The following is a 14,430-nucleotide window of genomic DNA, read 5'->3' as shown; positions in this document are numbered from 1 at the left end:
CGTCACCAATGGAGTAGCTTGAAGATCAGCCGCGTGCAGATCCCGTCCGTGACCAGGATGCCCACCGACGAGATGACAACCGACTGGGTCGTGGAGACGCCTACGCCCTTGGCGCCCCCCGCCGAGGTGAAGCCCTTCCAGCATGCCACGATCACGATCATGATCGCGAAGATAAACGGCTTGATCATGCCGACCAGCAGGTTCTTGGGGGTCAAGTACTTGAGGACGCCGTTCATGTAGGTGTCCCACGTCAGGTGGTACTGCGTGCCGACCAGCCCGCCCCCGAGGACGCCGAGGGTGTCCGCGATGATCACGAGAGCCGGCAGGGCCGCGAGCAGCGCGACGAGCCGCGGCACGACCAGCCGCTTCATCGGGTCGGCGCCGAAGGCGACCAGCGCGTCGATCTGATCGCTCGAGCGCATCGCGCCGATCTCCGCCGTGATCCCCGCCGACATTCGCGCGGCGACCACCATCCCGGTCAAGATCGGCCCCAGCGCCCGGACCACCGAGATCACCTGAAAATGCCCGAGCTGGCTCTTCGCGCCCGACGCCGCCAGCTCTCGAACGAGCTGGAGCGCGAGCGCCTGACCCGCGACGACCGAGGAAACGACGACGATCAGAAGGGAGCCGATCCCCGCGAAATAGAGCTGCTGGGCCATCTCCCGGCCGTAGAACGGCGGGGAGAAGGTGGCCCGGATGACATCGATGCTGAAGAGGGTGAACTCCTGAACGGATTGGATGGTCCGCCGCAGCCACTCCACGAACGCGGAGAGGAGTCCCATCGGGACTAGCGGTGTCGCCCGCGCCGCGACTTCAGGAGCCCTTCGGCGGCTTCGTGCCGAAGACGAAATCCCAGATGGGAGAGCTGATGCCGAACCGGACGTCCGGCGTCTTGTAGTGGTGGAGGAGGTGGTAGCGCTTCAGAAACCTGAGAAAACCCCAGTTCATCGAGAGGTGGTGCGTCGCGTAGTGGGTCATGTCGTACATGATGTACCCGGTGATGAAGCCCGCGAAGAGCGGGCCGGTCCAGGTGGGAGCGCCGAGGACCATGCCGACCACCAGGTGGAAGAGCCCGTAGAAGAGGAACGCCAGCGGGACGCTCAGGATCGGCGGCATCACGAGCCTGGTCTTGCACTGCGGCTGCTCGTGGTGGACGCCGTGGATCAGGTACCAGACCCGCTTCAGCCACGCCTGGCTCGGCTCGTAGTGGAAGAGGAAGCGGTGAAGAAGGTATTCCGAGCACGACCACACGAGGATCCCCGCCACGTATCCGCCCCAGAGCGGCGTCAGCGATCCCGCCGAGACGCACTCCGCGTACGAGCGGGCCAGGAAGAAGACCACGACCGGGACGTAGAGGAGCAGCACGACGGCCGGGTGGATGTGGGTGAAGAACTCGAGAAAATCCGACTTGAAGAGCCGGATCGGCTCCTCGCTGTGGTTGATGGGCAAATCCGCGTAATTGGCTTTCGACATGACCTTCCAGCCTCCATCCGCTTGAATCCCTGGCCCCGCCCGCACCGTCGGGACGGTTCCGACCACGAATGATACGCAGGCCCAAAGGGGAGGTCAACGGGCCAGCGAACAGGCTATCATCGGGGCATGGAGCGCCTCCCGTCATTCCGAGTGAACGAGATCTTCCTTTCCGTCCAGGGAGAGGGCCTTCACGTGGGCGAGCGAACCGTCTTCGTCCGGTTCTACGGCTGCCCCCTCCATTGCGTCTGGTGCGACCAGCCCGAGGCGCTCACCCACACCGGCGTGGGCCGCTTCGAGGAGATGGAGCCCGAGAGCGTGCGCGGAGCGGTCGTCGGGCACCCCTCGACGCGGCGCGTCTGTCTGACCGGCGGGGAACCGGTCATCGCGCCCAAGGCGTCGCTCCTATGGCTCCTACGGGAGCTCAAGGCGGCCGGATACTGGATCTCGATCGAGACGAGCGGGGCCCGCGTCGTCGAGGAGCTCTTCGAATGGATCGACTTCTGGACCGTATCGCCCAAGGGCCGAAGCGCCGAGACGTTCGACGGCGATCCCGTGGAGCAGCAGGTCACCCGGCTGCGGCGGTTCCTGAGCGTGCCTCCGGAGAAGAGGCAGTTCAAGTTCGTGATCCAGGATGAGCGCGATGTCGAGGACGCGATTGCGGTTCTGGACGCCCTGGGGTACGTCGGCGCCGTGGTGCTCCAGCCGGAGCACGCGCGCGGCAGCGGCAAGGCGCTCTTCGAATCGTGGCCGTGGGATCGCTATCCCGGGGCCAGGCTGATTCCTCAGACCCACAAGCTCTCGGGTCTCCACTGATGCGGGTCCGGCTGGCGCGCGATTTTACGTTCGAGGCGGCGCACCTCCTGCCCAAGGCGCCGGCGGGGCACAAGTGTCGCCGGCTCCATGGGCACTCGTTCCGCGTCGAGGTCCAGGTGGAAGGGGAGGTCGATCCCGAGACCGGCTGGCTGCTCGACTTCGGCGACATCAAGGACTCGATCGAGCCGTTGCGGCTTCAGCTCGACCACTACTACTTGAACGAGATCAAGGGCCTGGAGAACCCGACCTCCGAGAACCTCTGTGCCTGGATCTGGGAACGGTTGAAGCCAAAGCTCCCGCTACTCGCCCGGGTGACGGTCCACGAGACCTGCGAGGCGCGTTGCGAGTACGAGGGGAAATAGGAGGAATGATGATGCAGGAAGCGAACGTCACCTTTGACGGTTTGATCCCCGAGATCTACGACAAGCATCTGGGGGCGGTCCTGTTCGAGCCGTACGCGGCCGATCTCGTGAACCGGCTGAAGCCGCGCGGCCCGAAGGATGTGCTCGAGGTCGCATGCGGCACCGGGATCGTAACCCGGGCCCTCCTGGACGGGCTCAGGCCCAAGCGGCTCGTCGCGACGGACCTGAACCAGCCGATGGTCGACTATGCCCGCTCGAAGGTCGGAGCAGCGCCCGGACTGGAGTGGCGCCAGGCCGACGCGTCCGCGCTCCCATTCCCCGACGCTTCCTTCGACGCGGTCGTGTGCCAGTTCGGCGTCATGTTCGTCCCCGACAAGCTCGCGGCGATGAAGGAGGCGAGGCGGGTGCTCCGGCCGGGTGGGGTCTTCGCCTTCAACGTGTGGGACAAGATCGAGGAGAACGACCTGGGGCGGACCGCCCACGAGGTGATCGCCCGATTCTTCCCGGTCGACCCTCCCCAGTTTTACATGATTCCGTTTGGCTTCCACGATTCCGCGCTGATCCGGTCGATGCTCGGCCAGGCGGGATTCGCCGACGTCCAGATCGAGAGCGTCGGGATGGAGTCGAGGTCGCCATCGGCGGCGCATGTCGCCGTCGGGCTCGTCCGGGGAAACCCGGTGGTGAACGCCATCCAGGAGCGGGGTGGCGTCGAGGTGGGCACCGTGATCGCCGCGGTCGAGGGAGCACTCCGCGGCCCTTACGGCGATTCGCCCCTCAAGGCCAGGATGCGCGCGTGGGTGGTGATCGCCTCTCCGGGTGGCGGGAGAAAGTAGAGGTCAGCTGAGCGCGCGGGTCGCGACCCGCGCGGCGTCCTCGATGACCGAGCCGACCGAGACGCCGCGGTACGCGTTTCCGGTCACGTACAGGCCGGGGAGCGCGTCCAGCCCGCTCGCGATCGAGCCGACAAGCGAGCGATGCCCCAGGACGTATTGGGGGATGCTCTCCTCTTGGCGGATCACCCACGTCCGCTCCGGACCGATCGCCAGGCCCAGCGTCCGGTCGAGGGCTTTCATCGCGAGCGCGACCAGCTCGGCATCGGTTCGGGCGAGAAGCTCGGGCCGGTCGACGCCGCCCATCATCGCCCGCACGAGGATCCGTCCCTTGGGGGCGCGCTCGGGAAAGAGATTCGACTCGAAGACCGCGCCAAGGATCTCGAGATCCTCTCCTGGCGCGACCAGAAACCCGTAGCCGTCCGGTTTCGAGCGGAACGCTTGGGGCAGGAAGGCGAGCGCGACCACCGCCACGCCCGCCGACTCGATCGTCGAAAGGCGGCGCGCGATCTCGGGCTCGAGCTGCCGGAAGAGCGCGGCCGCCGCCTTGGGCGGAGTGGTGACGATCACCGCGTCGGCCTCGGTCCGCTCCCCGCTCGCGAGGCGGATGCGCCATCCAGGGGGCTTCCCTTCGCCTGTCCACTGGCTATCCCCTGCGCGCTGGCTCTCGTCCGTCCGCTCGATCGAGAGGACCGGCGCGTTCAGGCGGAGCCTCGCTTCAGTGGAATCCGCGAGTGCCCGGACAAGACCCCCCATTCCGGCCCGAAGGCTCCAGAGCCCCCGCCCGCCCAACTGCTTCTTCGCGTGCGACATTGCGAGGAAAAGGGAGCGGTGCTTCCGTTCCATCTCTCGCATGAGCGGGAATGCCGAGTCGAGCGAGAGCTTGGCCGCGTCTCCCGCGAAGATTCCGCGCACCGCCGCGCCGGCCAGCGCGCGCGCGGCCTCCTCCCCGACGTGGCGGGAAGCGAATTTCAGCACGGTTTCCTCCCTCGCGACGCGGCGCGCCACGATCGGCTCGGCGAGAACGCGGAGCCTCGCGCGGGGCGAGATGGCCCCGAACGAGAGGAGCGCGGGAGGGGACGTCGGAAGAAGATGGAGGGAGCCCCGGCACGCTAGGTAGCGGCGCGCGGCTCCGGGCGATGCCTTCACCCGCTCTCCCGCGAGGCCCAGATCCTTCACCAGCCGGGCCGCCGCGCCGTCATCGCCCTGGACACCGTTCGCGGCGCACTCGATCCGATAGCCATGGTCCTCGACCGTGCGAATCCGCCCTCCGGCCCGCGCCGAGGCTTCGTAGACGGCGAGGTCGAGGCGGATGTCGCGTCGGGCCGCCTCCCGGCGAAGGAAGTGGGCGGCGGCGAGGCCCGCGAGCCCGGCCCCGACGACGGCGACCCGCATCAGGCGAGGCGGGGCTCGACCAGATCGGCGAGCGCGTCCAGGAACGGCGGAAAGTCGTTCAGCGAATCGATGCGGCGGAAATTCGAGATGCCCCGCGCCCGCGCCCGGTCGCCGTATAGAAGGTCCACCTCGTAGAGCGTCTCGACGTGGTCCGACACGAAGCTGATCGGGATCACGAGCACGTCCTTCACCCCGGCCTCGGCGAGCCGGTCGATGACCTGGTCGGTGCTAGGCCCGATCCAGGGAACGGGGCCGACGCGGCTCTGGTACGCGAGCACGTGCGGGTGCTCCGGAAAGCGCGCCAGCACCGCCTTCATCGTCGCCTCAATGTGATCGCAGTAGAGATCGCCGGAGTCGATGAAATGTTTGGGGAGCCCGTGGGCGCTCACGAGGATCGTCGGCCGCGCGCCGCGTGGAAAGCCGGCGAGCGCGGCGCGCGTGCGCTGCACGAGCGCCTCGACGTATCCGGGGTGGTCGTACCAGCGGTCGATGATGTCCAGCGGGAGCTTCGTCCCGCGCCGCTTCATCGCGCGGTGGAGCTCGCCCACGCTCGAGCCGGTCGACGCCACCGAGTAGTGCGGGTAGAGCGTGAGCGCAAGGAGGCGATCGACCCTCTTCCCCTCCAGCTCCTGGAGCGCGTCGTCGGTCGTAGGGTTCCAGTAGCGCATCGCGAGCGCGTACTCCACGTCGTGCCCGCGCGCCCGAAGCCGGTCCGCCAGCCCCCGGCCCTGGAGCGTGCTCCAGGCCACGATCGGGGAGCCGCCCCCGATCTTCCGGTAGTTCTCCTGGACCTCTTTGGTGCGGCCATAGGCGATCATTCGCCCGATGATGGCCTGGCCGATCCGGCCGCCGGGAAGGCGGATGATCTCCCGGTCCTTGAAGAGGCGCAGGAGAAACGGGCGGACGGACTCCAGGCGGTCGGGTCCGCCCAGGTTCAAGAGGAGGATCCCGGTTTTCAGACGGTGCGCGAGAAGATGGGCTTCTCGCCCTCCCGCCCTTTCAGATACGCGTCGAATTCCATGCAGACGTTCCGCACGAAGAGCCGCCCCGGCTCCGTGACCTCGATGGCCGAGGGCGTGCGGACGACGAACCCGTTCGCGGCAGGTCCCTCGTCGAGCGCCCGGAGCGAGTCGGCGAAATAGGCGGCGAAATCGATCCCGTGCGCCCGCTCGACCGCCGGGATGTCGAGATGGAAATTGCACATGAGGCTCTGGATCACGCCTCGGCGTATCTCGTCGTCCCGGCTCCGCTCGAAGCCCCGCTCGATCGGCGGGCGGCCTTGGTCGAGCGCGTCCCTGTAGCGGTTCAGCTTCTTCGTGTTCTGCGAGAACGCGCCCCCGAGGTCGCCGATCGCGGAGAGGCCGAAGCCGACGGTGTCCGACGCGGGGTGGGTTGTGTAGCCCATGAAATTCCGGAAGAGCGTGCGATCCCTCGCGGCGACGGCCAAGGAATCCGTCGCGAGCGCGAAATGGTCCATGCCGATCTGCTGGTAGCCGGCCCCGACAAATAGCTCGTGCGCGATCCCAAAGAGCTCCAGCTTGACCTCGCGCGGCGGGAGATCCTCGAGGTGGATCGCCTTCTGGTGCGCCTTGATCCACGGCACGAACGCGTACGAGTAGCACGCGACCCGGTCGGGACGAAGGTCCAGGGCCAGCTCGATCGTCTTCCGGAAGGTGGTGGGCGTCTGGTGCGGCAGCCCGTAGATGAAATCAAAATTGATCGACTCGATCTTGAGCTCACGGAGGTAGAGGTGAAGGTCCCGCGTTTGCTCGAATGTCTGACGGCGATTCACCGCCTCCTGGACGTCGGGATCGAAGTCCTGGACGCCCATCGAGATCCGATTGAACCCGAGCTCGCGGAGCAGGTCGGCCTGGTCCCGCGTCGTGACGCGCGGATCGACCTCGATCGCGATCTCAGCATTCGGCTCGAACGTGAATCGCGCGGCCGTCGCGCGCCAGACCCGGCGTATCTGATCCAGAGTCAGGTAGGTCGGCGTGCCGCCGCCCCAGTGGTACTGGACCACGCGGGTCCGCTTCCCGAGGCGCGCGCCCACCAGGTCGATCTCGCGCTCCAGGTCGTCCAGGTAGGCGTCGGCCACGCCCGCCTTTTGCGTGATGATGACGTTGCAGCCGCAGAAGGTGCAGCGCTCGCGGCAGAAGGGAAGGTGCACGTAGAGCGAGAGCGGCTCCTGGGCGGCGCGCGCCGCCTCGTCCAGCTTCTCGAGGTAGCGCTCCGGCGTGAACCCCTCGTGAAATTCGATCGCGGTCGGATAGGACGTGTAGCGCGGCCCAGGGCGATCGTACTTCGCGAGGAGCGCGGCGGTGATCTGCGCGGAGGACCGGCTCACCCGACGCCTCCGACCGGCGACCGGTAGCGCTTCACCGTGTCGACCAGGAGCTTCACGTTCTCGACCGGCGTGTCCGGGAAGATGCCGTGGCCCAGGTTGAAGATGAAGCCGGGGCGGCCGCCGTTCTCGCGCAGGATCGCCTCGGCCTGGACCACGATCTCCTCGCCCGGTCCCAGGAGCACGGCCGGATCCAGGTTTCCCTGGACGGCCTGCGAGTTTCCGAGAATCGCCCGCGCGTGCGCCAGCGATACGCGGTAGTCGAGCCCGACCACGTCCGCCGTGATGGGGCGGAGCGCCTCGAGCTGGCCCACCGAAGGGGCGGGCGCGAAGTAGATCGAAGGGGTCTCCCTCGGAAGCGCGCGGATCACGCGGTCGGCGGCGGCCACAGCTGTGCGCGCGAACTCGGGGGGAGGGAGCCAGCCGGCCTGGGTATCGAAGAGCATGACGGCGCCGACCCCGGCCTCGATCTGCGCGCGCAGGTAATCGACGGTCGCGTTCGAGAGGATCTCTAAGAGTCGCGCGAATCCCTCCGGATCGTGGGCGAGGAAACTGCGCGTGCGGGCGAGATCGCGCGAGCCTCCACCGTCGATGAGATAGGCCGCCATCGTGAACGGAGCGCCGGCGAAGCCGATCACCGGCACCCGTCCCTGTAGACGCTCGCGCGCGGCCCGGATCACCTTCTTGATGTGGGGCGTGCCCGCGGCGGCGCCCTCCCACTTGAGCCGCGCTACGTCCTCGCGATTTTGGATCTGAAGGCCCAGGCGCGGGCCCGGATCGAACTCGATCGGGACGCCCATGCCGATCAGGGGAACGAGGATGTCCTGGAAGATGATCGCCGCGTCGAAGCCGAAGCGCTCGATCGGCTGCGCGGTCACCTCGGCGCATATCTCCGGAGTGCGGCAGACGTCGAGGAACGAATGCTTTTCGCGGACCGCCCGGTACTCGGGGAGGTATCGCCCGGCCTGGCGCATGATCCAGATCGGAGCCTCGGTGAGCGTCTCGCTGCGGCACGCTCGGAGGAACGAGTCCCTCCATGGCCTCGTCCGCCGCTTCCAGCGTGCGGTCGATATCGTCGTCGGTGTGGGCGTCGGAGAGGAACGCGCTCTCGAAAGCCGACGGCGGCAGATAGATGCCCCGCTCGAGCATGCCGTGGAAGAACCGGGCGTAACGTCCCTTGTCGGCCGTCCGCACGGCGGCCATCGAGGCGACGCGCCCGACGCCGAAGAAAATGGTCCACATGGAGCCGACGGAGTTCACGGTACCGGCGAGCTTGCGCCGCTGGAGGATTTCCCGGAGGCCCGCGGCGAGGAGGCCGGTCCGCGCCTCGGCGCGGCGGAAGATTCCAGGATCGGCTTCCAGCACCTGGAGCGCCGCGTTCCCCGCGGCCATCGCGATCGGGTTCCCCGAGTAGGTACCGGCCTGGTAGACGGGTCCCTCCGGCGCGACGAGCTTCATGAGCTCCTTCCGGCCGCCGAACGCCGCCGCCGGAAGCCCGCCGCCGATCACCTTGCCGAGCGCCACCAGGTCCGGCTTCACGCCGTAGAGCTCCGCGGCGCCGCCCCGCGCCGCGCGAAAGCCGCACATCACCTCGTCGAAGATCAGGATCGAGCCGTGGCGGTCGCAGAGCGCGCGAAGGCCGGGAAGGAAATCGGCCGCGGGCGGGATCACGCCGTGGTTTCCGACCACCGGCTCCACGATGACCGCCGCGATCGAATCGCCTTCGCGGTCGAAGTGGGTTTGGATCGAAGCGAGATCGTTGAACGTGCCGACGCGGACGTCGGAGGCGGTCGATTCCGGAACGCCGGGCGAATCGGGCGTTCCCAGGGTTGCGAGGCCCGATCCCGCGCGGATCAGGAACGGATCGGCGTGGCCGTGATAGCAGCCGTCGAGCTTGACGAAGACGTTTCGCTTCGTTGCGGCGCGCGCCAGGCGGAGCGCGCTCATGGCGGCCTCGGTTCCGGAAGAAACGAACCGGAGCCGTTCCGCCGCCGGATAGAAGCGCTGCACGCGGTCGGCAAGCTCGATCTCGAGGGGCGTCGTCGCCCCGTAGAGCGTTCCCTCGCGGGCTTGCCGCTCCACCGCCTTGACGACGTCGGCGTGCGCGTGCCCCAGGAGTAACGGTCCCCATCCGAGCACGTAGTCGAGCAGCTGGTTGCCGTCCGCGTCCCGCATGACGGCGCCGCGCGCGGAGACCATCACCCGCGGCGTCCCGCCCACGCCCTGGAAGGCGCGGACCGGCGAGTTGACCCCGCCGGGGAAGAGGCCCAGCGCGCGGCGGTGGAGCGACTCGCTTTCCGAGGTCTTGGGAAGGACGCGCGCCTCCTTCATGCTTCCACCCTTCCCAGGACCGGGGCGATCTCCTTCGCGAAGTAGGTAAGGATCACGTCGGCTCCGGCGCGGCGGATCGAGGTCAGGGTCTCCAGGGCCGCCCGCTCGCCGTCGAGCCAGCCGTTCTCCGCGGCCGCCCGGATCATCGCGAACTCGCCCGAGACGCTGTACGCGGCGACCGGGACGCCGAAACGGTCCTTCACGCGCCGGATCACGTCGAGGTAGGGAAGCGCCGGCTTCACCATGACCATGTCGGCCCCCTCCTCGAGATCGAGCGCCACCTCGCGCAGCGCCTCGTCCGAGTTGGCCGGGTCCATCTGGTAGCCGCAGCGGTTGCCGAATTTCGGCGCCGACTCCGCCGCCTCGCGGAAGGGACCATAGAAGGCGCTCGCGTACTTGGCCGAGTAGGCGACGATCGGGGTCCCGGCATGGCCCGCCTCGTCCAGCGCGCGGCGGATCGCGCCGACTCGCCCGTCCATCATATCGCTCGGCGCGATCAAATCGGCGCCGGCCGCGGCGTACGCGACCGACGCGCGGGCGAGGAGCGGAAGGGTCCGGTCGTTGTCGACCTGATCCCCGTTCAGGATTCCGCAGTGGCCGTGGTCGGTGTATTCGCAGAGGCAGACATCGGCCCAGAGAAGCAGATCGGGCGCCGCCTCCCGGAGCGCTCGAAGCGCCTTCGGGATGATGCCCTTTTCGTCGTACGCCTCGCGTCCTTCCGGATCCTTCGTGGCCGGGAGACCGAAGAGAATGACGCCTCCGACTCCCGCCTTCGCGAGCGCCTCGGCCTCGCGGGCCGCTTCGTCCACCGAGAGCTGCGCTTGTCCCGGCATCGATGCGACCGGCCGCCGCACCTTCTCGCCGTGGCAGACGAAGAGGGGCTGGACGAGGTCGGCCGCGGTAAGCGACGTCTCGCGCGCGAGCGCGCGGAGGGCCGGCGTGGCGCGGAGCCGGCGGAGCCTTGTCTGGGGATAGGTCATCGGGCGGTCCTCTGCCTTGATTGTAAGGCCTCGAGCGCGATCGCGTCGAACGCCCCGGGTGTCGGGACCACGGCCACGGCCCGTTGATATCCCCGGTCGACCAGAGCGTGGTAGGTCGTCTCCCCGCGCGAGAGAACCTCCGCGTCCCGGTGGAGCATCGCGAGCGTATCGGGCAAGAGCAGCCGTTCGAGCGCCACGATGCCCGACGGGCTCCAAAACGCCAGCGTGACCGGCCTGCCGGTCTCGACCGCCGCCGTGAGCTCGCGCACGTCGGGCGAGAGGAAGCGGGTTCGGTAGAGCTCGAACGGCGTCATCTCGAGCTTCGCGGCGCGAAGCGCGTCGGGCAGGGTCGGAAGCGCCTTGTCGCCGTGCAGAAATGCGACCCGCGCGATGCCGAGCGAGTCGCGGTGAACCAGGATCCAGTCGGCAAGAGCCGCCGCCCCTCCTCCGCTGGAAAGGAAATCGACGGTGAATCCTGCCTCTCGAATCGCGGCGGCGCTCTCCTCGCCGACCGCGAAGAGCGCCATCCGCGCCAAGGTCTCGCGGAAGCGCGGCAGGGCGATCTCGGCCAGCGCTTCCGCCGCGCGCCGGCTGGTCCACGCGATCACGGAGCCCGGCGGCGGCGTTTGGAGCCAATCGAGAAATCGGGCGCGGTCCGGTCCGGGTTCCGTGGCGAGCAGGGGAAGGCGGAGCACGCTCCAGCCGAGGCGCTCCGCGTCGGCCGCGAGCCGCGCGTCCATCGGATCCTCCCGGGCGATCACGAAGAGCGCGCTCACGGGAAGATCTCGTCGCTCCGCACTTCGTCGAGGATCTCCTTCGCGCCCTCGCGGAGGAGGGAAGAGGCCAGCGTGAGTCCCAGATCCCCGGCCCCCGCCATCGGTCCCTCGAGGCTCGACCGCAGCGAGGGACGTCCGCTGGGATGGCCGACGAAGGCGGTCAGGACGATCCGGCCGTTCCGCGCGAGCCCTCGCGCGCCGACCGGCACGAGGCATCCTCCCCCGAGGCCGGATAGGAGCGTCCGCTCCGCGGTCGCCTCCGCCCGCGAGGAGGCATCCTCCAGACCTCGTATGGCCTCGGCGGTCTTCCTGTCATCCGCGCGGATCTGGAGCGCGAGGATCCCTTGTCCCGGCGCGGGGAGCATCCACGCTTCGTCCAGGAGCTCCGACGCTTCGTGGGTGAGGCCAAGGCGATGGAGCCCGGCCGCCGCGACGACGACCGCGTCAAGGCGCCCTTCCTTCACCCTCGCGATTCGCGTCGGGACGTTTCCGCGTAGATCCTGGACCGCGAGATCCGGCCGCCGAGCGAGGAGCTGCGACTGGCGCCGGAGCGATGACGTCCCGACCTTCGCGCCGGGCGGAAGGTTCGCAAGGGGGTGACGATCGCGCGCGACCAGAGCGTCGCGCGGGTCCTCCCTTCTCAGGAGCGCCGCGAGGGACAGCCCGGGCGTTTCTTCGGTGGGGAGGTCCTTCAGCGAGTGGACCGCGATATCGATCCGCCCCTCGAGCAGCTCCACCTCGATCTCTTTGGAGAAGACGCCCTTCCCGCCGATTCGGCGCAGGGATGCCTGCGGGCTCCGATCGCCCGAGGTCTCGATGACCTCGAGCTCGTGCGCCCCCTCGCCGCCGGGCAGCAGGCGGCGCACCTGGCCGCTCTGCGCGAGGGCGAGGGTGCTACCGCGTGTCCCGATCCGCATCGCTCTCTTCGGGGTCGATTCCGAACAGGTCCCGGACCGCGTCGATCCTCGCGATTCCCTTCGCGCCCTCCGCGTCCGGGCGCGTGAGCCGCGTGGTGGGCCGGTGGAGGAGTTTCTGGACGATGCCGTGCACGAGCGCGTCGAGCGCCTCCTGGTCCTCGGGGCGGAAGCGGGCGCGATGGCGCTCCAGCTCCTCGCGGGCGACGCGCTCGAAGTGGCCGCGGAATTTGGTCACGGTCGGCTTCACCGCGAGCGATCCGTGCCACTTGAGGAATCGAGCCAGCTCGTCCTCGATGATCGCCTCGACCTTCGGAACCTCGGCGCGTCGTTGCGCGAGGCTCTGCCCGACCAGGACGCCGAGGGCGTCCAGATCGTGGAGGAAGACGTTGGGCAGCTTCGCGACGAGCGGGTCGACATCCCGCGGCACCGCGAGATCGAGGAAGAGAAGCGGGCGATTTCTCCGGATCTTCATCGCGGAGCGAACGGCGGGCTCGTGCACGAGCGGCTGCTGGGAAGCCGTGGCCCCGATCACGATGTCAGCGCCGGGGAGCACGACCGGAATCGCTTCGAGCGAGACGACCCTCGCCGGGATCGCCGCCGCGAGCGCCTCGCCGCGCTCCCGGCCGCGATTGGCGACCACGAACTGCGTGACGCCCGCCTCCTGGAAGTGACGCGCCGCGAGCGTCGCCATTTCGCCCGCGCCGACCAGGAGGACGCGCTTGTCCGAGAGGGAGCCCAACACCTTGCCCGCCAGACCGACCGCGGCGTACGCGCTCGAGATGGGGCCGCGCCCGATCCCGGTCTCGGTGCGCGCCCGCTTCGCCGAGCGGAGCGCGGCGTCGAGGAGCCGCTCGATCACCGGCCCGGTCCCGCCCAGCTTCGCGGCGAGCGAGAGCGAGTCTTTGACCTGTCCGGTGATCTGCGGCTCGCCCAGCACCTGCGAGTCGAGCCCGCACGCCACGCGGAACAGGTGCCGCACCGAGTCGGGCTCCCGGTACGCGTAGAGGTAGCTTCCGCGGGGACCGGTCAAGTCCATGCCCTTGATCTCGCGGAGGAGATCGGCCACGAACGCGGGCGGGTCCTCGATCGAGGAGCCGCGCGCGTAGACCTCCGTTCGATTGCAGGTCGAGATCACGAGCGCCTCGCTCGCGCCGGCCCGCTCGCGCAGCGCCTGGATCGCCCGGCCCACTTCCTCGTCGTTCAGGACCAGCGCGTCCCGGATCTCGAGAGGCGAGGTCTCGTGGTTCAGCCCGACGCAGAAGAGATCGAAGGTCGGGGCTTCGGTTTCGGCCACGGGGGTCACCGGAAGGTGTGGAACGAGCGGACGAAGAGGTCGGTCACGACGCGCGAGGCGAGGAGGGTGGTGAATCCCGCGAGCGAGGCGTAGACCGCCCGCGGTCCACGCCAGCCGAGGCGGTGATACGCGAGGACGGCGAAGCCGAGGACGAGCCAAGCGCCGATCGTGAGCCAGGTCTTGGGATCCTTCGCCAGATCGACCCCGGCGAGGCGCCCCCAACCGATCCCCATCAAGATCGCGAGCGCCAGGAGCGCCAGCCCCGCGCTCGCCGCGCTCACGTTCATGCGGCCGAGCGTTTCTAAAGGCGGCATGCGCCGGAAGAAGAACGAGAGGCGGTTGCCCTTGATCTCGCGATACATGAGGAGGAAGAGAACCCCGTAGATCGCCGAGACAAAGAACGCGCCGTAGCCCAGGACCGCGGCGAGCGTGTGGATCTCGAACCAGATCGGAAATAGGGGCGGTTGCCGCGTTGCGGGCTCGCCGCCGTACGCCGAGGAGGTCACCTGCATCAGGAAGACGATCGGGAGAACGAAGATCCCGGTCGTCCGGATTCCCTGGCGCAACTCGAGATAAACATAGACCGCCGCGATCGAGAGCGCCGTGGCCGAAAGGAAATCATAGACCGACGCGAGGGGGAGGTGCCCCTCGGTGACGCCGCGCGCCGAGAGGTAGACCAGATGGACGAGGAGCGCCGCGCGGAGCATGGCGGGGCCCCAGCGGCCGCCCGTCGACGCCTCGTCGGCGTAGGCACGGGCATAGGCCGCGACGCTCAGCGCGTACAGCACTGGAAGTACTGTTGTTAGCAGTGGGATGAGGGGCTGCATGTGTGGATGCCGGCCTCCTCGACCGGTCATCTATATTGCCCCATGCGGGGCACGCATTTCAACTCCGGGCGCTGGGCTAGGATCGTGG

Annotated in this window: 13 protein-coding genes; 3 read left to right on the top strand and 10 right to left on the bottom strand. The window is 68.6% G+C overall.

The features are described from left to right. Positions 1-2: 2 nt before the first annotated feature. A complete protein-coding gene (locus tag E6K79_05395; GenBank protein TMQ65202.1) occupies positions 3-782 on the bottom strand; it encodes an ABC transporter permease in 780 nt (259 codons plus the stop codon). A gap of 31 nt (positions 783-813) precedes the next feature. Further along, positions 814-1,473: a fatty acid hydroxylase gene (locus E6K79_05390; protein TMQ65201.1), complete on the bottom strand. Its 660-nt coding sequence runs from the start codon at positions 1,471-1,473 to the stop codon at positions 814-816. A 126-nt stretch (positions 1,474-1,599) separates the two neighbouring features. Here E6K79_05390 and E6K79_05385 point away from each other — a divergent pair, with 126 nt between their 5' ends. Genes E6K79_05385 through E6K79_05375 form a run of 3 tightly spaced genes read left to right on the top strand, consistent with a single transcriptional unit; the run spans position 1,600 to position 3,481 of the window. Beyond that, complete coding sequence (locus E6K79_05385) at positions 1,600-2,286, top strand: 7-carboxy-7-deazaguanine synthase QueE (GenBank protein ID TMQ65200.1); 687 nt, start codon at positions 1,600-1,602, stop codon at positions 2,284-2,286. Beyond that, complete coding sequence (gene queD / locus E6K79_05380; GenBank protein TMQ65199.1) at positions 2,286-2,648, top strand: 6-carboxytetrahydropterin synthase QueD; 363 nt, start codon at positions 2,286-2,288, stop codon at positions 2,646-2,648. The genes E6K79_05385 and queD overlap by 1 nt, the downstream gene beginning before the upstream one ends. 5 nt (positions 2,649-2,653) lie before the next feature. After that, complete coding sequence (locus E6K79_05375) at positions 2,654-3,481, top strand: methyltransferase domain-containing protein (GenBank protein TMQ65198.1); 828 nt, start codon at positions 2,654-2,656, stop codon at positions 3,479-3,481. 3 nt (positions 3,482-3,484) lie between these two features. Here the strand turns inward: E6K79_05375 and hemG are convergent, their stop codons facing one another. The 8 genes from hemG to E6K79_05335 are packed head-to-tail and all read right to left on the bottom strand — an operon-like array spanning position 3,485 to position 14,372. Continuing rightward, positions 3,485-4,873 (bottom strand): protoporphyrinogen oxidase, encoded by a 1,389-nt coding sequence (gene hemG, locus E6K79_05370; GenBank protein TMQ65197.1) that lies wholly within the window; start codon positions 4,871-4,873, stop codon positions 3,485-3,487. Then, on the bottom strand, positions 4,873-6,075 hold the full coding sequence (hemH, locus tag E6K79_05365) for a ferrochelatase (GenBank protein ID TMQ65196.1): 1,203 nt from the start codon (positions 6,073-6,075) through the stop codon (positions 4,873-4,875). The genes hemG and hemH overlap by 1 nt, the downstream gene beginning before the upstream one ends. Beyond that, complete coding sequence (gene hemN, locus E6K79_05360) at positions 5,829-9,548, bottom strand: oxygen-independent coproporphyrinogen III oxidase (GenBank protein ID TMQ65195.1); 3,720 nt, start codon at positions 9,546-9,548, stop codon at positions 5,829-5,831. The genes hemH and hemN overlap by 247 nt, the downstream gene beginning before the upstream one ends. Beyond that, positions 9,545-10,528 (bottom strand): porphobilinogen synthase, encoded by a 984-nt coding sequence (gene hemB, locus E6K79_05355; GenBank protein ID TMQ65194.1) that lies wholly within the window; start codon positions 10,526-10,528, stop codon positions 9,545-9,547. The genes hemN and hemB overlap by 4 nt, the downstream gene beginning before the upstream one ends. Continuing rightward, positions 10,525-11,304 (bottom strand): uroporphyrinogen-III synthase, encoded by a 780-nt coding sequence (locus tag E6K79_05350; GenBank protein ID TMQ65193.1) that lies wholly within the window; start codon positions 11,302-11,304, stop codon positions 10,525-10,527. Before E6K79_05350 ends, hemB begins: the two co-directional genes overlap by 4 nt. Beyond that, a complete protein-coding gene (gene hemC / locus E6K79_05345; GenBank protein ID TMQ65192.1) occupies positions 11,301-12,221 on the bottom strand; it encodes a hydroxymethylbilane synthase in 921 nt (306 codons plus the stop codon). Before hemC ends, E6K79_05350 begins: the two co-directional genes overlap by 4 nt. Next, positions 12,199-13,737 (bottom strand): glutamyl-tRNA reductase, encoded by a 1,539-nt coding sequence (locus E6K79_05340; protein TMQ65191.1) that lies wholly within the window; start codon positions 13,735-13,737, stop codon positions 12,199-12,201. The genes hemC and E6K79_05340 overlap by 23 nt, the downstream gene beginning before the upstream one ends. Beyond that, a complete protein-coding gene (locus E6K79_05335; GenBank protein TMQ65190.1) occupies positions 13,521-14,372 on the bottom strand; it encodes a hypothetical protein in 852 nt (283 codons plus the stop codon). The genes E6K79_05340 and E6K79_05335 overlap by 217 nt, the downstream gene beginning before the upstream one ends. Positions 14,373-14,430 lie beyond the last annotated feature (58 nt).

This window comes from Candidatus Eisenbacteria bacterium, from assembly GCA_005893305.1.
GTDB lineage: Bacteria > Eisenbacteria > RBG-16-71-46 > SZUA-252 > SZUA-252 > WS-9.
The sequence above is the reverse complement of the archived record's forward strand: the minus strand, read 5'-3'. Positions and strand labels throughout refer to the sequence as shown.

What these genes read in the sequence shown, in the direction of transcription:
- E6K79_05395 (TMQ65202.1), bottom strand. Translation starts at nt 782, where the DNA reads ATGGGACTCCTCTCCGCGTTCGTGGAGTGGCTGCGGCGGACCATCCAA.
- E6K79_05390 (TMQ65201.1), bottom strand. Translation starts at nt 1,473, where the DNA reads ATGTCGAAAGCCAATTACGCGGATTTGCCCATCAACCACAGCGAGGAG.
- E6K79_05385 (TMQ65200.1), top strand. Translation starts at nt 1,600, where the DNA reads ATGGAGCGCCTCCCGTCATTCCGAGTGAACGAGATCTTCCTTTCCGTC.
- queD (TMQ65199.1), top strand. Translation starts at nt 2,286, where the DNA reads ATGCGGGTCCGGCTGGCGCGCGATTTTACGTTCGAGGCGGCGCACCTC.
- E6K79_05375 (TMQ65198.1), top strand. Translation starts at nt 2,654, where the DNA reads ATGATGATGCAGGAAGCGAACGTCACCTTTGACGGTTTGATCCCCGAG.
- hemG (TMQ65197.1), bottom strand. Translation starts at nt 4,873, where the DNA reads ATGCGGGTCGCCGTCGTCGGGGCCGGGCTCGCGGGCCTCGCCGCCGCC.
- hemN (TMQ65195.1), bottom strand. Translation starts at nt 9,548, where the DNA reads ATGAAGGAGGCGCGCGTCCTTCCCAAGACCTCGGAAAGCGAGTCGCTC.
- hemB (TMQ65194.1), bottom strand. Translation starts at nt 10,528, where the DNA reads ATGACCTATCCCCAGACAAGGCTCCGCCGGCTCCGCGCCACGCCGGCC.
- hemC (TMQ65192.1), bottom strand. Translation starts at nt 12,221, where the DNA reads ATGCGGATCGGGACACGCGGTAGCACCCTCGCCCTCGCGCAGAGCGGC.
- E6K79_05335 (TMQ65190.1), bottom strand. Translation starts at nt 14,372, where the DNA reads ATGACCGGTCGAGGAGGCCGGCATCCACACATGCAGCCCCTCATCCCA.